Here is an 18668-nt window from a genome sequence, read left to right as displayed (position 1 = left end):
CAGGCGCTAAGACTAACCCTGCACCGGGCCGGTTCCCAGCCCCACCGAGGAGCGGTCAGCTAAGTCTTCTTCACAACGCCGTAGATGACCAGCAGCACCACCGCGCCTACCACCGCGCCGATGAAGCCCGCTGCCTGTCCGGCCTGGTAGATGCCCACGGCCTGGCCGCCATAGGTGGCCAACAGCGAACCGCCAACGCCGAGCAGGATCGTCATGATCCAGCCCATGCTGTCGTCGCCGGGTTTGATGAAGCGTGCGATCAGGCCAACGATCAGCCCGATGATGATGGTGCCGATGATGCCCATGTCATGCCCTCCGAAGGTAGTTGAGGCATGCCTGAGCCTAGTTGCCCGCAATATGGCTCGCCATCGGCCACCCCTTGCGGAGCGGCCGGGCGGGCATCAGGCCTTGACGATCAGCGCTTCGACTTCGGCGATCTGGCGATCGAGGGTCGCGCGGTCGGCGCTGCGGACGGTGGCGTGGCCCACCTTGCGGCCGGCCTTGAAGGCCTTGCCGTAGTGGTGCAGGTGGCAGTCGGCGATGGCGACGACCTTATCCACAGCCGGCACTTCACCAATGAAGTTGAGCATGGCGCTCTCCCCCAGCTTGGCGGTGGAGCCCAGCGGCAGGCCGGCGACGGCGCGCAGGTGGTTCTCGAACTGGCTGCACTCGGCGCCTTCGATGGTCCAGTGGCCGGAGTTGTGCACCCGCGGGGCGATCTCGTTGGCTTTCAGGCCGCCGTCCACTTCGAAGAACTCGAAGGCCAGTACGCCGACATAGTCGAGCTTCTCCAGCACCCGGCCGACATAATCCTCGGCCAGGGCCTGCAGCGGATGGTCGGTGCTGGCGATGGACAGGCGCAGGATGCCGGTCTCGTGGGTGTTGTGCACCAGCGGGTAGAAGCGGGTTTCACCATTACGGGCGCGTACCGCCACCAGCGAGACTTCGCCGGTGAAGGGCACGAAGCCTTCGAGAATGCAGGGCACGCTGCCCAGCTCGGCAAAGGCGCCGGCCACGTCCGCAGGGGTGCGCAGGACCTTCTGGCCCTTGCCGTCGTAGCCCAGGGTGCGGGTCTTGAGCACCGCCGGCAGGCCGATGCGGGCGGTAGCGGCGTCGAGGTCGGCCTGGGACTGGATATCGGCGAATTCCGGGGTGGGAATGCCGAGGTCCTTGAACATGGACTTCTCGAACCAGCGGTCGCGGGCGATGCGCAGGGATTCGGCGCTCGGGTAGACCGGCACGAACTGCGAGAGGAAGGCCACGGTCTCGGCCGGCACGCTCTCGAACTCGAAGGTCACCAGGTCCACCTCATCGGCCAGTTGGCGCAGGTGGTCCTGGTCGCCGTAGTCGGCGCGGATATGCTCGCCCAGGGCGGCGGAGCAGGCGTCCGGCGCCGGGTCGAGGAAGGCGAAGTTCATGCCCAGCGGGGTGCCCGCCAGGGCCAGCATGCGGCCTAGCTGGCCGCCACCGATTACGCCGATCTTCATGGGTCAGGCCTCACGCGGGTCCGGGTTGTCCAGGACCATGTCGGTCTGCTCGCGACGGAAGTCCTTCAGCGCCACGTGGTACTTCGGGTACTTGCCGCCGAGGATGCTGGCGGCCATCAGGGCAGCGTTGATCGCGCCGGCCTTGCCGATGGCCAGGGTGCCGACCGGGATGCCGGCGGGCATCTGCACGATGGACAGCAGGGAGTCGACGCCCGAGAGCATGGACGACTGCACCGGCACACCGAGCACCGGCAGGTGGGTCTTGGCGGCACACATGCCCGGCAGGTGGGCGGCACCACCGGCGCCGGCGATGATCACCTCGATGCCACGGGCCTCGGCCTCTTCGGCGTACTGGAACAGCAGGTCCGGGGTGCGGTGGGCGGAAACCACCTTCACTTCAAAGGGAATGCCCAGCTTTTCCAGCATGTCGGCGGTGTGGCTGAGGGTGCTCCAGTCGGACTTGGAGCCCATGATCACGCCTACCAGTGCGCTCATCGTCGTGCCTCGTCAATGGTCGAAAAACCAACAAGCCACGCAATGGCGTGGCTTGTTGTGCAATGGGGGCCGGTATTGCGGGGCGCGCTGCCGGCCGAAGGCCGCGCAGTATAACGCAAAGCCGCGTCCGGCGTGCATTTGCACTGACCACTCGTCCAGAGCCCGGCAATAGAGCCTCCCGACCCGGCAAAACCTTGCTCCAGAGCAAGGTCCGCACCACTCGGCGGCGCAGAATCGGACACCTCAACCAAGGAGGTGAATGCCATGAACCAGACCATGAAAGCCGCGGTGGTCCACGCCTTTGGCGAGCCCTTGCGGATCGAGGAAGTGAAGGTTCCCCTGCCCGGCCCCGGACAGATCCTGGTGAAGATCGAGGCCTCGGGTGTCTGCCACACCGACCTGCACGCCGCCGAAGGCGACTGGCCGGTGAAGCCGAGCCTGCCCTTCATCCCCGGCCATGAGGGCGTGGGCCATGTGGCGGCGGTGGGCGCCGGCGTGACCCGGGTCAAGGAAGGCGACCGGGTCGGCGTGCCCTGGCTCTACACCGCCTGCGGTTGCTGCGAGCATTGCCTGACCGGCTGGGAAACCCTTTGCGAGAGCCAGCAGAACACCGGTTACTCGGTGAACGGCGGCTATGCCGAGTATGTGCTGGCTGACCCCAACTACGTCGGAATCCTGCCGAAAAACGTCGAATTCGCCGAGATCGCGCCAATCCTCTGTGCCGGCGTCACCGTCTACAAGGGCCTCAAGGTCACCCAGGCGCGGCCCGGCCAGTGGGTGGCGATTTCCGGCATCGGCGGCCTCGGCCATGTCGCCGTGCAGTACGCCCGCGCCATGGGCCTGCACGTGGCCGCCATCGACGTCGACGACGCCAAGCTGGAACTGGCACGCAAGCTGGGCGCCAGCCTGACCATCAACGCCCGCAACGAGAACCCTGCCGAGGTGATCCAGCGCGACATCGGTGGCGCCCACGGCGTGCTGGTCACGGCGGTATCCAACAGCGCCTTCGGCCAGGCCATCGGCATGGCCCGGCGCGGTGGCACCGTGGCCCTGGTGGGCCTGCCGCCGGGAGACTTCCCCACGCCGATCTTCGACGTGGTGCTCAAGGCCATCAGCATCACCGGTTCCATCGTCGGCACCCGCGCCGACCTGCAGGAAGCCCTGGACTTCGCTGGCGAAGGCCTGGTCAAGGCCACCATCCACCGCGACAAGCTGGACAACATCAACGGCATCTTCGAGCAAATGCGCGCCGGCCGGATCGAAGGGCGGATCGTCGTCGAGATGTGATCCCTACGGGAGCCGGCCCGGCCGGCTCCCCCACCCTCAGCCCTCGCCGCCCATGCCGCCTTCCAGCTTGCGCCAGAGCAGGCGTACGGCGGCCTTGCGCACCAGGGCGCAGCGGTACAGGCGAATCTCCAGCGGCACGTGCCACTGGCTGCCGCCACAGACCACCAGGTCACCGCGCGCCAGTTCGGCCTGGGCACTGAAGCGCGGCACCCAGGCCACCCCCAGGCCCTGCAGGGCCATGCTCTTCAAGCTGTCGGCCATGGCGGTCTCGTAGACGGTGGTCGAACGCAGCGCGCGCTGGCGCAGCAGGATGTTCACCGAACGGCCGAGGAAGGCGCCGGCGCTGTAGGCGAGCAGCGGCACGCTCTGCCCGCTGTCCAGCTCGAAGAGCGGCTTGCCGTCGTCGCCCACCGCGCAGACCGGGAGCATCTCGGTGCGGCCCAGGTGCATCGACGGAAAGATTTCCGGGTCCATCTGCAGAGATGCATCCGGGTCGTAGAAGGCCAGGATCAGGTCGCAACCGCCCTCGCGCAGCGAGTGCACCGCCTCACCCACGTTGGTGGCGATCAGGCGGCTGGCGATGTTCAGCCCTTCGCCGCGCAGCCGCGCGATCCACTGCGGGAAGAAGCCCAGGGCCAGGGAGTGGGCGGCGGCGAACTGCAGCACCTCGCCCTGCTGGCCCTCCAGGTGGTGCAAGTGGCGCACCACCTCGCCCAGTTGATCCACCATGCTGCGCGCGGTGACCAGGAACAGCTGGCCCGACTCGGTCAGCTCCACCGGCGTGCGCGAGCGGTTCACCAGGGTCAGCCCCAGCGCCGCCTCGAGGCTGCGGATGCGCCGGCTGAAGGCAGGCTGGGTGACGAAGCGCCGCTCGGCGGCCTGGGAGAAGCTGCGGGTATTGGCCAGGGCGACGAAGTCTTCCAGCCACTTGGTTTCCAGGTTCATCTGAGGTTTCCAGAATGCTCGATTTTGGTGCACACGCTCGCGGTCAAACCCGCGTCACTCGGACATTATGCCGATTGTGCATAGGGCAGCGAATAACAGCATTGGCCGACAAATGGCTACAGGCCTAGATTATTGGGCATCGCGGCACTTGCCGCGCTCCCCCAGAGATGAATGACATCATGTCCTCCGCTGCATCCTTCCGCATCGAAAAAGACCTGCTCGGTACCCTCGAAGTTTCCTCCGAGGCCTACTACGGCATCCAGACCCTGCGCGCGGTTCACAACTTCCGCCTGTCCGGCGTGCCGCTGTCGCACTATCCGAAGCTGGTCATCGCCCTGGCCATGGTCAAGCAGGCCGCCGCCGATGCGAACAAGCAGCTCGGCCACCTCAGCGCCGAAAAACACGCCGCCATCAGCGAAGCCTGTGCCCGCCTGATCCGCGGCGACTTCCACGACCAGTTCGTGGTGGACATGATCCAGGGTGGCGCCGGTACCTCCACCAACATGAACGCCAACGAGGTGATTGCCAACATCGCCCTCGAGGCCATGGGCAAGCAGAAGGGTGAGTACAAGTACCTGCACCCGAACAACGACGTGAACATGGCGCAGTCGACCAACGACGCCTACCCCACCGCCATTCGCCTCGGCCTGCTGTTGGGCCACGACGCCCTGCTGGCCAGCCTCGACAGCCTGATCCAGGCCTTCGCCGCCAAGGGCGAAGAGTTCGCCGACGTACTGAAGATGGGCCGTACCCAGCTGCAGGACGCGGTGCCCATGACCCTCGGCCAGGAATTCCATGCCTTCGCCACCACCCTGGGCGAAGACCTCGACCGCCTGCGTCGCCTGGCGCCCGAGCTGCTGACTGAAGTGAACCTCGGCGGCACCGCCATCGGCACCGGCATCAACGCCGACCCGGGCTATCAGAAGCTGGCCGTCGAGCGCCTGGCAGCCATCAGCGGCCACCCGGTCGTCCCAGCCGCCGACCTGATCGAAGCCACCTCCGACATGGGCGCCTTCGTGCTGTTCTCCGGCATGCTCAAGCGCACCGCGGTCAAGCTGTCGAAGATCTGCAACGACCTGCGCCTGCTCTCCAGCGGCCCGCGTACCGGCATCAACGAGATCAACCTGCCGCCGCGCCAGCCGGGCAGCTCGATCATGCCGGGCAAGGTCAACCCGGTGATCCCGGAGGCGGTCAACCAGGTGGCTTTCGAAGTCATCGGCAACGACCTGGCCCTGACCCTGGCGGCCGAAGGCGGCCAGCTGCAGCTGAACGTGATGGAGCCGCTGATCGCCTACAAGATCTTCGACTCGATCCGCCTGCTGCAACGCGCCATGGACATGCTCCGCGAGCATTGCATCGTCGGCATCACCGCCAACGTCGAGCACTGCCGCCGCCTGATGGAGAACTCCATCGGCCTGATCACCGCGCTGAACCCCTATATCGGCTACGAGAACGCCACCCGCATTGCCAAGGAAGCCCTGGAAAGCGGCCGCGGCGTGCTGGAACTGGTGCGCGAGGAGAAGCTGCTGGACGAATCCATGCTGGCCGACATCCTGCGCCCGGAAAACATGATCGCCCCGCGCCTCGTGCCGCTGAAGGGCTGATCAGGCAACGAACTCACCAGGAGGGGCGCAGCCCCTCATTCCAAAGGATGGTCGCCTGACCATCCTTTTTTTTGCCTGCAGGAAAGCGGGACCACTGCGCGCTCCCTGGCGAACTGATTGGCTATGTCTGCGTTAGTTGTTGCAGAACCGAATAGAAGCCTCTAGTGCGGGCCCTTCAGCTCTCCGTATCCGCCTGACACTTCCCTCACCCCCGGCCCCTCTCCCGGAGGGAGAGGGGTGACGCGCGCCTGACAAGGCGCGGCAGTCCTGATGCCTGCTCAGTGCCTGAACCGACGCCGGAGAGGTGGGGCAGCGCCTCCGCCCCGTCAGGAGGCCGAGCGGAATCGTTGCAGAGGGGGACGAGCGGCATGGATGCCGCGAGAGGCGTGCGGGGCCACGGATGGCCCCTCACGCCGAGCCCCCGGCGCAACGATGGAGGGAGGGAACCCCGGCGAAGCCGGGGCCGGATGTAGGGGCAAGCGTTCTTGGTTACTTCTTTGGCGTTTGAAAGAAGTGACTCGCCGGGAGGCGAAACAAGGACTCACAGTCCACTCGATAATCAGCTTGGCTCAGGGCGTTCTAGCAACACTTAATGCAGACACAGCCAACTGAATCGCCCCTACCGGATCGCGGGGCCCGATCCTCCGCAACAACGGTCCGCAGCCAATCCATCATCCCGAGACCTGTGCCGGGCGTGACCTTGCCCAAGGCCAGCCCACGCAAGTGGCCGCGAAAATCCGCCAAGGTGCTTACAAAAACGACTCAACTGATTGAAAAACAACATAGATTGACGCCACTGGGAGCCGATTGAAACACTGCGGCGGTCCGTTGCACCGCCCCACAACCAACCGGGAACCACGCCAATGATAAAAACAATCCGTACCCTGGCCGCCGGCATCCTGCTGGCCACTTCCTGCATCGCTTCGCTCGCTGCCCATGCCGGCGACCTGGAAACCGTGAAGCAGAAGGGCGAGCTGAAGTTCGCCCTGACCGGCAAGTACCCGCCGTTCAGCTTCATCGACCTGGACGGCAAGCTGCAGGGTTTCGACGTCGACATCGGCGACAGCCTGGCACAGCGCATCGGCGTGCAACCCATGCCGGTCACCACCGCCTGGGACGGCATCATCGGCGGCCTGCTGGCCGGCAAGTACGACGCCATCATCGGCAGCCTGGCGATCACCGACGAACGCCTCAAGGCCGTGGACTTCTCCGAACCCTACTACCAGTCCGGCGCCCAATTGTTCGTCCGCCAGGACAGCCCCGTCCGGGGTATCGACGAAATGGACGCCAAGGTGATCGGCATTACCCTTGGCGAGACCTACGAGGGCTGGCTGCGCGAGCACAAGCCGAACGTCACCCTGAAGACCTACAAGGGCCTGCCCGATATCCTCCTCGACCTGCAGAACAAGCGCATCGACGGCTTCGTCACCGACAAGATCGCCGGCCTGCTGACCATTCGCGACCGGCGCCTGGACGCCAGGCCGGCAGGCGAACTGCTCTATCCGGAAAAGATGGGTATCGCCGTGCGCAAGGACAGCCCCGAGCTGAAAGCCGCGATCAATGCCGCACTGGCCGAGATCACCGCCAACGGCACCTATAGCGGCATCAGCCAGAAATGGCTGGGAACCGACATTCGTTGAGGGACGAACGATGCTGACCTACTTCCACCCCGACCAGTACCTGCACCATCCGCGCAGCTACCTTTCGCGCGGACAGATGCGCACCCCGCAGGAAATACCCGAACGCCCGCGACGCCTGCTGCAAGCGGTCGAGCGCCTCGGCTTCGAGCTGCGCCAGCCGGAGGACTTCGGCATGCAGCCGCTGCAGGCCGTGCACAGCGCCGAATACCTGCGCTTCCTCGAGGAGGCCCATCGCGAATGGCTGGCCACCGGGCAGGACTGGGGCGACGAGGTGATGTCCAACGTCTTCATCCGCGAACCCAACCCGCTGCGCGGCATTCTCGCCAAGGCAGCGCGCTACTTGGCCGATGGCAGTTGCCCGGTGGGCGAACAGACCTGGCGCGCCGCCTACTGGTCGGCGCAAAGCGCCATCGCCGGGGCCCGCACCCTGCTCGATGGCCGCGCCGAAGCCTATGCCCTGTGCCGTCCGCCGGGACACCATGCGCGGCACGACGCCGCCGGCGGCTTCTGCTACCTGAACAACGCTGCTATCGCCGCCCAGTACCTGCGACAGGGCTATGAGAGAGTGGCGATCCTGGATACCGACATGCACCACGGCCAGGGCATCCAGGAAATCTTCTACGAGCGCGACGACGTGCTCTACGTGTCGATCCACGGCGATCCGACCAATTACTATCCGGTGGTCGCCGGCTACGAGGACGAACGCGGAAGCGGCGCCGGACACGGCTACAACATCAACCTCTGCATGCCCCACGGCTCACCGGAGTCCGTGTTCTTCGAGCAACTGGAGCGCGCTGTCGCCGCGCTGCGGCGCTTCGAGCCAGACGTGCTGGTGCTGTCGCTGGGGTTCGACATCTACGTGGAAGACCCGCAGTCGCAAGTGGCCGTGAGCAGCGCAGGTTTCGCCCGGCTCGGCCGGGACATCGGCCTGCTCGGCCTGCCAACGCTGATCGTGCAGGAAGGCGGTTACCACCTGGACAGCCTGCAAGCCAATGCCGAGCAGTTCTTCGGTGGCTTCCTGGGGTCAAGGCGCCAGGCCTGACCCCGGCACGCTCCGGCTTCAGCCCGTCGGCCCCTGGCGCAACGCGTCGGCGCAATCCTCGCGCCGACGCATCTCCTCCACCACCGCGTCCAGGGCCTGGCGGATATCGCCGACCAGGCGATTGCTCTTCAGCTCCTGCCGGTACACCAGGTAGAAATTGAACCACTGCTCCAGGGCGAAGGGCCGGCTGCACAGGCGGGGGTTTTCGCAAAGGTCGGCGGCGGTAATCGCATTCACCAGGCTCAGGCCGCCGCTGAACTCGATCATCGCGCCGATGGAGGACAGGCTGGCCTGCAGCTCGTGGCGCAACAGGCGGCGCAAGCTGTTGTCGCGATAGATCAGGTGGTCGGACTGGATGGGCTTGATCAGCGTCTGACCGTCCAGGTCGGCCAGTTCGACCTGCGCCTGTGCCGCCAACGGGCTGTCCGCCGGCAGCAGCGCGCGCATACGCGCCGCCACCACTGGCGTGAACAGCAGGTTCGGCTCATGCACCTCGTAGGCCACCAGCGCGAGATCGAGCCGTCCCGCCTCTACCTCGGCGATCAGCCAGCCGCTGGCGGCGACGTCGAGGGAGACGGCGATCCCCGGGTGCGCCTGCAGGTAGTGCCACACCAGGCGCGGACCGAAGCGATGCCCCAGGCCCGGCGCGCAGCCGAGCCTGAGCGATGCCACGCCGCTGTCCTGGAGCACGGAAATATCCCCTTCGATACGCGCCAGGTTGGCCATCAGCTGCACCGCCTCGTTGAGCATGTAGCGCCCCGCCGCGGTGATCTGCAGCCGCTGGTTCTCGCGGGCGAACAGGCGAATCTTCAGTGACTCCTCCAGCCGTGCCAGGGCATGGCTGACCGCCGACTGGGTGAGGCCCAGCTGCAGCGCCGCCTGGCGGGTAGAGCCGGTGGTGGCGATGGCGTGAAAGATTTCCAGGTCCCGCAGGCTGAAGTCCGTACGCATGGCAGAGCTCCGGGTCGGTCAAATGATTAAAAAATATCATAAATTGACGCTGTTTTTTCCCAATGCAAGACTCACTACGCGCTCAGACAGCACTGTAGCCCTTGCAAGTAAAGGGCTTCAATGAAACGTCAGGGTATGAAAACAATTGATAGGTAAGACCCGGTCAATCTCCGCCGACCGCCAGCGTGAAGTAACTCACCATGGCGCGTCATGCCCTCCGTCGACAGCACAAGAGAATAAGAATGTTCGACTTCAACCTGGTGCTCCAATACCTGCCGATGCTGTTCAAGGCAGCCGGCATCACCGTCGAGCTGACCGTGCTCGCCATTCTCCTCGGCCTGCTGTTCGGCCTCCTCGCCGCCCTCGCCCGGCTGTCTCGGCACACGCCCCTGCGCTGGCTCGCCGCCGGCTACATCTGGCTGATCCGCTCCACGCCGCTGCTGGTGCAACTGTTCATCATCTACTTCGGCCTGCCACAGTTCGGCCTGGAGCTTTCCCCCTTCGTCTCCGGGGTGATCGGCCTGGCACTCAACGTCGGCGCCTACAACGCAGAAACCATCCGCGCCGGGATCCAGGCCATCCCCCACGGGCAGGTCGAAGCCTCGCGCTCGCTCGGTTTCGGCGCCGGCCGGACCATGCGCCTGATCATCCTGCCGCAGGCCTTCAAGCTGATCGTGCCGCCGCTGGGCAACAACCTGATCATCCTGATCAAGGACACCTCGCTGGTTTCCACCATCACCCTGGCCGAACTGTTCATGCGCACCCAGCAACTGGTCGGCGCCACCTTCAAGCCGTTCGAGCTGTATTTCGCCTGCGCGCTGATCTACGCGCTGCTCACCACCATCACCAGCCTGATGCTGCAACTGTTCGAGCGGCGCCTGCTGCTCAAGGGAGGACGCACATGAACACCGGCAATGCGCAGATCCAGTTGAAGAACGTGCACAAGCGCTACGGCGCGCTGGAAGTCCTCAAAGGCATCGATCTGGATGTGCACAAGGGCGAAGTGGTGGTGCTGATCGGCCCCAGCGGCTCCGGCAAGAGCACCTTGTTGCGCTGCGTGAACATGCTCGAGGAGCCGAGCGCCGGCCAGATCCTGTTCCAGGACCAGTTGGTCAATGACCGCAAGCGCAGTCACCGGGCCAGGGAGAGCTACCTCAATGCCATGCGCATGAAGGTCGGCATGGTGTTCCAGCACTTCAATCTGTTTCCGCACCTCACGGTCCTGGAAAACATCACCATCGCGCCGACCCAGCTACAGGGCGTCGACCCGCGCCAGGCCCGTGCCGAAGCGGAAGAGCTGCTGGCCAAGGTCGGCGTGCTGGACAAGCGCGACGTCTACCCCGGCAACCTCTCCGGCGGACAGAAGCAGCGCGTCGCCATCGCCCGGGCGCTGGCGCTCAAGCCGGACGCCATGCTGTTCGATGAACCGACCTCGGCGCTCGACCCGGAAATGGTCGGCGGCGTCCTCTCGGTCATGGAAAGCCTGGCCAGCAGCGGCATGACCATGATGGTGGTGACCCACGAGATGCGCTTCGCCGAAAAGGTCGCCGACCGCGTGGTGTTCATGGCCGGCGGCAACATCGTCGAGCAGGGCACGCCGGCGCAGGTATTCGGCGCACCACAACAACCACGCACCCGACAGTTCCTCGCGGATATCGGCTGACGCCGCTGCCGCCCGTTTCCCATGGGGTCCCACATGTCCGATTACCTGTTCTACCAATCTGCCACGCGCCTGCCGACCATCGACCGTGCCGAAGGCATCTACGCCTGGGACGAGCACGGCAAGCGCTACATCGACGCCTGCTCCGGGGCCATAGTCGCCCAGCTCGGCCACGGCCACCCGGCGGTGCGCGAGGCCATGCTGGCGCAGCTGGACAAGGTTGCCTTCGCCTACCGCACACAGTTCGAGAACCAGCCGGCGCTGGACCTTGCCGAACGCCTGGTCAACCTTACCGGCCAGCGCTTCGACCGGGTGTTCTTCTCTTCCGGCGGCTCCGAGTCGGTGGAGTCGGCGCTGAAGATCGCCCGCCAGTACTGGTTCAACCGGGGCGAGCCGCAGCGCCAGGTGTTCATCAGCCGCAAGCCGGCGTACCACGGCTCGACCATGGGCGCGCTGGCGATGACCAGCTACACCCCGCTGACCGCACCCTTCGAACCCATGTTCCAGCACTATCCGAAGATCGCCTCGCCCACCCAGTACCGGGTACCCGCCGGCCTGACCGCCGAGGCCCACGCCCTGGCCTGCGCCGACGAACTGGAGGCAGCGATCCTGGCGGTCGGCGCGGAAAAGGTCGCGGCCTTCATTGCCGAACCGGTCGGCGGTGCCAGCACCGGCGCCGAAGTCCCCCACGCCGCCTACTTCCCACGAATCGAGGAAATCTGCCGGCGCCACGGCATCCTCCTGATCCTCGACGAGGTGATGACCGGCATCGGCCGCACTGGCCGCTGGTTCGGTTACGAGCACTGGAACGTGAAGGCCGACATCGTCTGCCTGGCCAAGGGCCTCGGCGCCGGCTATTACCCGGTGTCGGCGGTGCTTACCCGCGCCGAACTCACCGAGCCGATCCTCGCCTCCGGCGGCTTCCAGCACGGCTATACCTACGCGGGCAATCCCCTGGCCTGCGCCACCGCGCTGGCGGTGCTCCAGGCCATCGAGGACGAGAACCTGGTACAGCGGGTCGCCGACAATGGCGCCTACCTGCTGCAGCGTCTGCAGGCGCTCGGCAAACGCTATGAATTCATCGGTGATGTACGCGGCCTGGGCTACCTCCAGGCGATCGAGTACGTCGCCGACCGCGACAGCAAGGAGCCCTTCCCGCTGGCGCGCAACGTCAGCGACGCCATGACCCGGTTGGCCCGCGAGCGCGGCCTGATCATCTACCCGCGCCGCTCGCTGATGGGCGAGAAAGGCGATCACACGCTGATCTCGCCGCCACTGGTCACCAGCCGCGCCCAGTGCGACGAGATCGTCGAGCTGCTCGGCCAGACCTTCGACGCCTTCCAGGCCCAGCAGGTCCGCCCATGAACAAGCTGTTTTCCCTGGCCGACGCCGTCGCTCCGGTGGCCGATGGCAGCACCATCATGGTCGGTGGCTTCGGCTCGCCGGGCACGCCCTTCACCCTGCTGGACGAACTGGCCCGGCAAGGCAAGCGCGACCTGGTGATCATCAAGAACGACGCCAACGAAGACGGCTACGGCGTCTCGCGGCTGATCGAAGCCGGGGTCGTGCGCAAGATGGTCACTACCCACCTCGGCCTCAGTGGCGCGGCGCGGCGCGCCTATACCGCCGGCACGCTGGAGGTGGAGTTCGTCTCCCAGGGCCTGTTCGCCGAGCGCATCCGCTGCGCGGGCGTTGGCCTGCCGGCTTTCCTCACCGACCTGGAGGTCCCGACGGAACTCGGCCAGGCGCGCCAGACGGTGAACTATGGCGGCCGCCATCTGTACGTCGAGCCGGCGCTGAAAGCCGACTACGCCTTCATCACCGGACATGCCGCCGACCACAGCGGCAACCTCCGCCACCAGGGCACCTCGCGCAATTTTGGCGCGCTCATGGCGATGGCTGCCGACTGCGTGATCGCCGAGGTCTACGCCCTCCACGAACAGCCGCTGCGGCCCGACAGCATCCACACCCCCGGCCTCTTCGTGCACCGCCTGGTGCAGGTCGACAGGAGCTCCCATGAATACCAGCCCATCCCCCGCTGACCCGCGCCAGGTGATCGCCCGGCGCGCCGCCGCCGAAGTGCGCGACGGTCAGTTGGTCAACCTCGGCATCGGTCTGCCAACCCTGATCCCGGCCTTCGTACCGGACGGCGTGCAAGTCTGGATCCACTCGGAAAACGGCATTGTCGGCGTCGGCCCGCAAGCTGCCCGGGATCAGCTCGACGCCGAACTGATCGACGCCGGCGGCGGCTACGTCACCCTGGTTCCCGGCGGAGCCATCGTCGACAGCGCCACGTCGTTCGGCATCATCCGCCGCGGCCTGCTGGACATCACCTTCCTCGGAGCCCTGCAGGTCTCCCGGCATGGCGACCTGGCCAACTGGCTGGTGCCGGGCAAGGTGGTCGCCGGTATCGGCGGCGGCGCCGAACTGGCGCAGAAGGCCCGCCGCGTGATCGTCACCATGCCGCACTGCGACAAGGACGGCCGCGCCAAGATCGTCGAGCGCTGCGACCTGCCGCTGACCGCCCGCCGCTGCGTGAGCCGGGTCATCACCGAGCACGCGGTGTTCGATATCGGTGCCGAAGGTCTGCTGCTGCGGGAGATCCTCAGCGACCTCAGCCCCGCCCAACTGCAAGCGATCACCGCGCCGTTCCGCGACGCCCGCCCCTGATCCGGAGTCCATCATGAATCACGCCTCGACGGCGGCCTATGTCGCCGCCTACGTCCGCACGCCCATCGGCCGCGCCTACAAGGGCGCCTTCAACGACACCGACGCGCCAAGCCTCGCGGCCCTGGCGCTGGATGCCCTGGTCCGGCGCAGCGCCATCGACCCCGAGCGGGTCGACGATGTGATCCTCGGTTGTGCCCTGCCGGAAGGCTCGCAGTACTACAACATCGGCCGCATGGCGGCGCTCGCCGCCGACCTGCCGCTGCGTACCCCGGGCATGACGGTGGACCGCCAGTGCTCCTCCGGACTGATGTCCATCGCCATCGCCAGCCAGCGCATCCAGGCCGGCGACGGCGAGCTGATCCTGGCCGGCGGGGTGGAATCCATCAGCCTGGTGCAGAACGCGCACATGAACGCCCACCGGCGCCAGGACCGGGGCCTGATGCAACGTCTGCCCAGCGTCTACATGCCGATGGCGCAGACCGCCGAGGTGGTGGCCCGGCGCTACGCCGTCAGCCGCAACGAGCAGGACGCCTACGCCTTGCGCAGCCAGCAACGCGCCGCGCAGGCCCAGGCGCGCGGCATCTTCGCCGAAGAAATAGTCGGCGTCCGCGTGCAGTCCCTGCGCACCGATAGAGACAGCGGTCGGGAAGAGTCGGTCGAGATCCGCCTGGAGCACGACGAATGCGCCCGCCCGGCCACCAGCCTGGAGGGCCTCGCCGCCTTGAAGCCGGTCTTCGACAACGGCAGTGTCACCGCCGGCAACGCCTGCCCGCTGTCGGACGGCGCCGCCGCCTGCCTGGTGGTCTCCGAGGCGATGCTGCGCCGTCACGACCTGCTCCCGTTGGGGCGCCTGGTCAGCTGCGTGGTGGAAGGCTGCGCGCCGGACGAGATGGGCATCGGCCCGGTGCCGGCGGTGCGCAAGCTGCTGCGACGCAACGGCTTGCAGGTGGAGGACATCGGCCTATGGGAGCTCAACGAGGCGTTCGCCTCCCAGGTGCTGTACTGCATCCGTGCGCTGCAGCTGCCCGAGGACAGGGTCAACGTCAACGGCGGCGCCATTGCCCTCGGCCATCCCTACGGCATGAGCGGCACCCGCCTGGTCGGGCATGCCCTGCTGGAAGCCCGGCGCCGGCAGGTGAAATACGCAGTGGTGACCATGTGCATCGGCGGCGGCCAGGGCGCGGCAGCCTTGTTCGAGTGCGCGCTGTAACCCGCCGCCCAGCCAGGGCTGCGGACGCGAATGAAATGGCGAAGGTTGGATCTACGCGACGATCCCCCACGCCTTTCGCAGGGTCCGGATCGCCTCGGCGATCCGCGCCTCCGGCACCGCGGCGAAACCCAGCACCAGGATCGTAGGATGGGTGGAGCGGAGCGATACCCATCAAACGGAAACGATGGGTATCGCAGGCTCGCGGAACGCCGCCCGACCCATCCTACACGGCGATCCCCCACGCCTTTCGCAGGGCACGGATCGCCTCGGCGATTTGCGCCTCCGGCACGGCGGCGAAGCCCAGCACCAGCCCGGCGCGGATATCCACAGGCTCGGCACTGTTCTCCAGCCAGTATTCGCTGAGGCCGTTCATTTCCACCCCGGCGGCGCGGGCGGCGGCCAGCAGTTCCCGTTCGCGGGCCAGGCTCTCAACCCGCACGCAGAGGTGCAGCCCGGCGTCCACTTGCGGCATGGGCGCGCAGCCGGGAATCGCTGCCGGCCAGTCCTGCAGCAGGGCATCGCGCCGGGCTCGCGCGGCCTGGCGCATGCGCCGCACGTGGCGCTGGAAGTGGCCGGCGGCGATGAATTCGGCCATCACCGCCTGGGTGCCAATCTCCGAGTGGCGCATGTCCACCGCGCGGCGCTGGGCGAAGGCCTCGGCCAGCGCCGGGGGCAGCACCAGGTAACCCAGGCGCAGAGCCGGGAAGGTGATCTTGCAGAAGGTGCCGACATAGATCACCCGCCCCTGCCGGTCCAGCGCCGCCAGGGGCGCCAGCGGGGTGCCGCTGTAGCGGTACTCGCCATCGTAATCGTCCTCGACTATCCATCCGCCCTGGCGCTCGGCCCACTCCAGCAATTCCAGGCGCCGCGCCAGGGACAGGGTGACGCCGGTGGGGTACTGGTGCGAGGGCGTGACGTAGGCCAGCCGGCAATCCTCCACCCGCGCCAGCGCGGCGCTGTCCAGGCCATCGTTATCCACAGGCACGCCGCAGAGTTCGGCGCCGGCCACGGCGAAGGCATGGCCGGCGGCGCGATAGCCGGGATTCTCGATGGCGACCCGATCGCCCGGTTGCACCAGCAATTGGGCGCAGAGGCTGATGGCTTGCTGGGCGCCGCAGGTGATCACCACCTGCTCCGGGTCGCAGGCCAGCCCACGGCTGCTGCGCAGGTAGGCGGCGACCAGCTCGCGCAGCCCCCAGTCCCCCGCCGGGTCGCCATAACCCAGGCGCGCGGGCGAGGGCTTGCGCCAGAAGCGTGCCGAGAGTCGCGCCCAGGTCTCGAAGGGAAACAGGTCGAAGGCCGGCACGCCGATGCGGAAGGCCCTCGGTGCGCCCGTCACCGGCGGTGGAAGGTGATGGGTCTGCAGGCGCTCGAACGCCGCCCCCGGCGCGGGACCGGCAGGTGTCGGCGATGGCGCTCGCCGTGCTGTGGATAACTCGGCCACGTAGGTGCCGTCGCCCACCCGGCTATCCACATAGCCCTCGGCGTAGAGCTGGTCCAGGGCGCGGGTCACGGTGTTGCGAGAGACCCCCAGTTGCGCCGCCAGGTCGCGGCTGGCCGGCAGGCGTGCGCGGCTGCCGAGGCGACCATCGAGGATGCGTTCGCGCAGGGCCTGGTAGAGCTGGCGCGCCAGCCCTTGGGAGGAATCCAGGCGAATTCCGGAAAGGTCGACGGGAAGGGGTGGCGTGGCTGGCATCTTCGGCCCCTGATTGGCTCTATCAAACTGACGGGTAATGGCTCTTACAACAGACCAATATCCTGCCTAGCATGAAGCCATTCCGCCAGGAGAAGCCTGCATGTACGTCCCTTCCGCCTTCCGTCAGGACGATCTCGTCCAGCTCCACGCCCAGATGCGCGACACCGGCCTCGCGGTGCTCACCAGTGCCGGCGCCCAAGGCCTGCTGGCCAGCCACCTGCCCCTGTTGCTGGAGCCCGGCGAGGGCGAGTTCGGCACCCTCTACGGCCACTTCGCCCGCGCCAACCCGCACTGGCGCGACCTGGCCGAAGGCACCGAAGCGTTGGTGGTGTTTTCCGGCCCGGACGCCTATGTAACCCCCAGTTGGTACCCGGCCAAGGCCGAGCACGGCAAGGTGGTCCCCACCTGGAACTACATCGCCGTGCATGCCTGGGGCCAGGCCGAGGTATTCGACGATCCCGAGCGTCTGGTGCGCCTGGTGCGCCGCCTCAGCGACCAGCATGAGGCCGGCCGCGGGCAGCCCTGGTCGGTGGACGAAGCGCCACGCGACTACCTCGACGCCATGCTTCGCGCCATCGTCGGCTTCGCCCTGCCGATCCGCCGTCTGGAGGGCAAGTGGAAGCTCGGCCAGAACCGTTCCGCCGCGGACCAGAGCAGCGTGCGCGAAGGGCTGGCCACATCGCCCAACCCGCGCGACCACGAACTGGCCGCGCGCATGAACGTCAACGACTGACCCAGCAAAGGAAGGAACCCATGTCCGCCGCACCACTCGAAATCCGCCCGGTCAGCGCCGCCGACCACGCCGCCTGGCTGCCGCTCTGGCAGGGCTACCAGCGTTTCTACAAGACCGAGATTGCCAGCGAGACCAGCGCCGTCACCTGGCAGCGCTTCCTCGATCCGGACGAGCCCATGCATGCGACCCTCGCCTGGTACGGCGACAAGGCCGTGGGCCTGGTGCATTTCATCTTCCACCGCAGCTGCTGGACCATTGGCGACTACTGTTACCTGCAGGACCTCTACTTGGCCGAGGGCCTGCGCGGCGGCGGCATCGGCCGCCAGCTGATCGAACACGTCTACGGGGAGGCGCGTGCGGCCGGCGCGTCGCGGGTGCACTGGCTGACCCACGAAACCAACACCGACGCCATGCAGCTCTACGAGCGCATCGCGGATCGCTCCGGCTTCGTCCAGTACCGCAAGATCCTCTGAAGGGAGAGTGCCATGACCACCCAGGACCTGAGCCAATGGCAGCCCCGCCCTGCCCCCGCCCACACCCCGCTGCCGGGCCGTTTCGTGCGCCTGGAAGCACTGGACCCGGTGCGCCACGGCGATGACCTCTGGCCGGCCTTGCAGGGCCCGGACCCGGCGCTCTGGGACTACCTGGCCTACGGCCCCTTCGCCAGCCGCGAGGCCTTCGACGCCTGGCTGGCCGGCAATGCCGACAGCCGCGACCCGCTCTTCTATACGGTGATCGACCTGGCCAGCGGCCGCGCATTGGGAGTGCTCAGCTACCTGCGCATCGCGCCGAAGGACGGCTGCATCGAAATCGGCCATATCGCCTTCGGCAAGGCCATGCAGCGCACGCCGGGCTCCACCGAGGCGGTCTGGCTGCTGGCCCGGCATGCCTTCGACGATCTCGGCTACCGCCGCCTGGAATGGAAGTGCAACGCGCAGAACGCCCGCTCCATGCGCGCCGCCGAGCGCCTGGGCTTCAGCTACGAGGGATTGTTCCGCCAGCACATGATCGTCAAGGGGCGGAATCGCGACACCGCCTGGTTCGCCATCATCGACAGCGAGTGGCCGAAGTGTCGCGAGGCGTTCGAGCGCTGGCTGGCTGTGGATAACTTCGATGGCGAAGGGCGGCAGAAGCGGCGGCTGGAGGCGCTGCGGGACTGAACCCTTTCGGCACCGCTACGCGGTCCTTGGCGAATGAATTCGCCCCTACAACGGCAGGGCAGCTCCTGTAGGGGCGAATTCATTCGCC

General features: G+C 66.9%; 19 protein-coding genes. 13 read left to right on the top strand and 6 right to left on the bottom strand.

Annotated features, from left to right (window positions below; all coding sequences use genetic code 11):
- Positions 1-59 precede the first annotated feature (59 nt).
- The 3 genes from ACFW0H_RS18885 to purE all read right to left on the bottom strand — a co-directional run bounded on the left by ACFW0H_RS18885 (position 60) and on the right by purE (position 1982).
- Positions 60-305 carry a GlsB/YeaQ/YmgE family stress response membrane protein gene (locus ACFW0H_RS18885; protein ID WP_422915401.1) on the bottom strand — a complete coding sequence of 82 codons (246 nt, stop codon included), beginning with the start codon at positions 303-305 and terminating at the stop codon, positions 60-62.
- A 96-nt stretch (positions 306-401) separates the two neighbouring features.
- Positions 402-1487 carry a 5-(carboxyamino)imidazole ribonucleotide synthase gene (locus ACFW0H_RS18880; protein WP_422915400.1) on the bottom strand — a complete coding sequence of 362 codons (1086 nt, stop codon included), beginning with the start codon at positions 1485-1487 and terminating at the stop codon, positions 402-404.
- 3 nt (positions 1488-1490) lie between these two features.
- Positions 1491-1982 carry a 5-(carboxyamino)imidazole ribonucleotide mutase gene (gene purE / locus ACFW0H_RS18875; RefSeq protein ID WP_422915399.1) on the bottom strand — a complete coding sequence of 164 codons (492 nt, stop codon included), beginning with the start codon at positions 1980-1982 and terminating at the stop codon, positions 1491-1493.
- Between the two features lie 264 nt (positions 1983-2246).
- Between purE and adhP the strand changes: the two genes are divergently transcribed.
- Positions 2247-3269 carry an alcohol dehydrogenase AdhP gene (adhP, locus tag ACFW0H_RS18870; protein WP_422915398.1) on the top strand — a complete coding sequence of 341 codons (1023 nt, stop codon included), beginning with the start codon at positions 2247-2249 and terminating at the stop codon, positions 3267-3269.
- A gap of 36 nt (positions 3270-3305) precedes the next feature.
- Here adhP and ACFW0H_RS18865 read toward each other — a convergent pair whose 3' ends face one another.
- Positions 3306-4214, bottom strand: a complete 909-nt coding sequence (locus ACFW0H_RS18865) for a LysR substrate-binding domain-containing protein (protein WP_422915397.1) — start codon at positions 4212-4214, stop codon at positions 3306-3308.
- Between the two features lie 179 nt (positions 4215-4393).
- On the opposite strand from ACFW0H_RS18865, the gene aspA reads away from it, so the two are divergent.
- The 3 genes from aspA (at position 4394) to ACFW0H_RS18850 (ending at position 8500) form a co-directional block, all read left to right on the top strand.
- On the top strand, positions 4394-5818 hold the full coding sequence (gene aspA, locus ACFW0H_RS18860) for an aspartate ammonia-lyase (RefSeq protein WP_422915396.1): 1425 nt from the start codon (positions 4394-4396) through the stop codon (positions 5816-5818).
- A gap of 863 nt (positions 5819-6681) precedes the next feature.
- Positions 6682-7458, top strand: coding sequence for an ABC transporter substrate-binding protein (locus ACFW0H_RS18855; protein ID WP_422915395.1), 777 nt, complete (start codon positions 6682-6684; stop codon positions 7456-7458).
- 10 nt (positions 7459-7468) lie between these two features.
- Complete coding sequence (locus ACFW0H_RS18850; protein ID WP_422915394.1) at positions 7469-8500, top strand: histone deacetylase family protein; 1032 nt, start codon at positions 7469-7471, stop codon at positions 8498-8500.
- An 18-nt stretch (positions 8501-8518) separates the two neighbouring features.
- Here the strand turns inward: ACFW0H_RS18850 and ACFW0H_RS18845 are convergent, their stop codons facing one another.
- Positions 8519-9451, bottom strand: a complete 933-nt coding sequence (locus ACFW0H_RS18845) for a LysR family transcriptional regulator (protein WP_422915393.1) — start codon at positions 9449-9451, stop codon at positions 8519-8521.
- A gap of 242 nt (positions 9452-9693) precedes the next feature.
- On the opposite strand from ACFW0H_RS18845, the gene ACFW0H_RS18840 reads away from it, so the two are divergent.
- The 6 genes from ACFW0H_RS18840 to ACFW0H_RS18815 are packed head-to-tail and all read left to right on the top strand — an operon-like array spanning position 9694 to position 14991.
- A complete protein-coding gene (locus ACFW0H_RS18840) occupies positions 9694-10356 on the top strand; it encodes an amino acid ABC transporter permease (protein ID WP_422915392.1) in 663 nt (220 codons plus the stop codon).
- Positions 10353-11114, top strand: a complete 762-nt coding sequence (locus tag ACFW0H_RS18835) for an amino acid ABC transporter ATP-binding protein (RefSeq protein ID WP_422915391.1) — start codon at positions 10353-10355, stop codon at positions 11112-11114. The genes ACFW0H_RS18840 and ACFW0H_RS18835 overlap by 4 nt, the downstream gene beginning before the upstream one ends.
- A 33-nt stretch (positions 11115-11147) precedes the next feature.
- Positions 11148-12476 carry an aminotransferase family protein gene (locus tag ACFW0H_RS18830; RefSeq protein ID WP_422915390.1) on the top strand — a complete coding sequence of 443 codons (1329 nt, stop codon included), beginning with the start codon at positions 11148-11150 and terminating at the stop codon, positions 12474-12476.
- Positions 12473-13153 carry a CoA transferase subunit A gene (locus ACFW0H_RS18825; RefSeq protein WP_422915389.1) on the top strand — a complete coding sequence of 227 codons (681 nt, stop codon included), beginning with the start codon at positions 12473-12475 and terminating at the stop codon, positions 13151-13153. Before ACFW0H_RS18830 ends, ACFW0H_RS18825 begins: the two co-directional genes overlap by 4 nt.
- Positions 13128-13781, top strand: a complete 654-nt coding sequence (locus tag ACFW0H_RS18820; protein ID WP_422915388.1) for a 3-oxoacid CoA-transferase subunit B — start codon at positions 13128-13130, stop codon at positions 13779-13781. The genes ACFW0H_RS18825 and ACFW0H_RS18820 overlap by 26 nt, the downstream gene beginning before the upstream one ends.
- Before the next feature lie 13 nt (positions 13782-13794).
- Positions 13795-14991, top strand: coding sequence for a thiolase family protein (locus tag ACFW0H_RS18815; RefSeq protein ID WP_422915387.1), 1197 nt, complete (start codon positions 13795-13797; stop codon positions 14989-14991).
- Between the two features lie 223 nt (positions 14992-15214).
- On the opposite strand, the gene pdxR is transcribed toward ACFW0H_RS18815, so the two are convergent.
- Positions 15215-16687: a MocR-like pyridoxine biosynthesis transcription factor PdxR gene (gene pdxR / locus ACFW0H_RS18810; RefSeq protein WP_422915386.1), complete on the bottom strand. Its 1473-nt coding sequence runs from the start codon at positions 16685-16687 to the stop codon at positions 15215-15217.
- A gap of 100 nt (positions 16688-16787) precedes the next feature.
- On the opposite strand from pdxR, the gene ACFW0H_RS18805 reads away from it, so the two are divergent.
- Genes ACFW0H_RS18805 through ACFW0H_RS18795 form a run of 3 tightly spaced genes read left to right on the top strand, consistent with a single transcriptional unit; the run spans position 16788 to position 18580 of the window.
- Positions 16788-17420 carry an FMN-binding negative transcriptional regulator gene (locus ACFW0H_RS18805; RefSeq protein ID WP_422915385.1) on the top strand — a complete coding sequence of 211 codons (633 nt, stop codon included), beginning with the start codon at positions 16788-16790 and terminating at the stop codon, positions 17418-17420.
- Positions 17421-17440: 20 nt separating this feature from the next.
- A complete protein-coding gene (locus tag ACFW0H_RS18800; protein WP_422915384.1) occupies positions 17441-17893 on the top strand; it encodes a GNAT family N-acetyltransferase in 453 nt (150 codons plus the stop codon).
- Positions 17894-17905: 12 nt separating this feature from the next.
- Entirely contained in the window at positions 17906-18580 is a 675-nt protein-coding gene (locus ACFW0H_RS18795; protein WP_422915383.1) for a GNAT family N-acetyltransferase, read from the top strand.
- Positions 18581-18668: the final 88 nt, after the last annotated feature.

The sequence above is a fragment of the Metapseudomonas cellulosilytica genome, assembly GCF_049334135.1.
GTDB lineage: Bacteria > Pseudomonadota > Gammaproteobacteria > Pseudomonadales > Pseudomonadaceae > Metapseudomonas.
Note: the sequence above shows the minus strand (reverse complement) of the source record. Positions and strands in the feature narration are given on the sequence as shown.

Bases quoted from the DNA above. Each gene is read 5' to 3' on its own strand.
- adhP (WP_422915398.1), top strand. From the start codon at position 2,247: ATGAACCAGACCATGAAAGCCGCGGTGGTCCACGCCTTTGGCGAGCCC.
- ACFW0H_RS18850 (WP_422915394.1), top strand. From the start codon at position 7,469: ATGCTGACCTACTTCCACCCCGACCAGTACCTGCACCATCCGCGCAGC.
- ACFW0H_RS18840 (WP_422915392.1), top strand. From the start codon at position 9,694: ATGTTCGACTTCAACCTGGTGCTCCAATACCTGCCGATGCTGTTCAAG.
- ACFW0H_RS18805 (WP_422915385.1), top strand. From the start codon at position 16,788: ATGTACGTCCCTTCCGCCTTCCGTCAGGACGATCTCGTCCAGCTCCAC.
- ACFW0H_RS18835 (WP_422915391.1), top strand. From the start codon at position 10,353: ATGAACACCGGCAATGCGCAGATCCAGTTGAAGAACGTGCACAAGCGC.
- aspA (WP_422915396.1), top strand. From the start codon at position 4,394: ATGTCCTCCGCTGCATCCTTCCGCATCGAAAAAGACCTGCTCGGTACC.
- purE (WP_422915399.1), bottom strand. From the start codon at position 1,982: ATGAGCGCACTGGTAGGCGTGATCATGGGCTCCAAGTCCGACTGGAGC.
- ACFW0H_RS18880 (WP_422915400.1), bottom strand. From the start codon at position 1,487: ATGAAGATCGGCGTAATCGGTGGCGGCCAGCTAGGCCGCATGCTGGCC.
- ACFW0H_RS18865 (WP_422915397.1), bottom strand. From the start codon at position 4,214: ATGAACCTGGAAACCAAGTGGCTGGAAGACTTCGTCGCCCTGGCCAAT.
- pdxR (WP_422915386.1), bottom strand. From the start codon at position 16,687: ATGCCAGCCACGCCACCCCTTCCCGTCGACCTTTCCGGAATTCGCCTG.
- ACFW0H_RS18820 (WP_422915388.1), top strand. From the start codon at position 13,128: ATGAATACCAGCCCATCCCCCGCTGACCCGCGCCAGGTGATCGCCCGG.
- ACFW0H_RS18825 (WP_422915389.1), top strand. From the start codon at position 12,473: ATGAACAAGCTGTTTTCCCTGGCCGACGCCGTCGCTCCGGTGGCCGAT.
- ACFW0H_RS18830 (WP_422915390.1), top strand. From the start codon at position 11,148: ATGTCCGATTACCTGTTCTACCAATCTGCCACGCGCCTGCCGACCATC.
- ACFW0H_RS18845 (WP_422915393.1), bottom strand. From the start codon at position 9,451: ATGCGTACGGACTTCAGCCTGCGGGACCTGGAAATCTTTCACGCCATC.
- ACFW0H_RS18815 (WP_422915387.1), top strand. From the start codon at position 13,795: ATGAATCACGCCTCGACGGCGGCCTATGTCGCCGCCTACGTCCGCACG.
- ACFW0H_RS18885 (WP_422915401.1), bottom strand. From the start codon at position 305: ATGGGCATCATCGGCACCATCATCATCGGGCTGATCGTTGGCCTGATC.
- ACFW0H_RS18855 (WP_422915395.1), top strand. From the start codon at position 6,682: ATGATAAAAACAATCCGTACCCTGGCCGCCGGCATCCTGCTGGCCACT.
- ACFW0H_RS18800 (WP_422915384.1), top strand. From the start codon at position 17,441: ATGTCCGCCGCACCACTCGAAATCCGCCCGGTCAGCGCCGCCGACCAC.
- ACFW0H_RS18795 (WP_422915383.1), top strand. From the start codon at position 17,906: ATGACCACCCAGGACCTGAGCCAATGGCAGCCCCGCCCTGCCCCCGCC.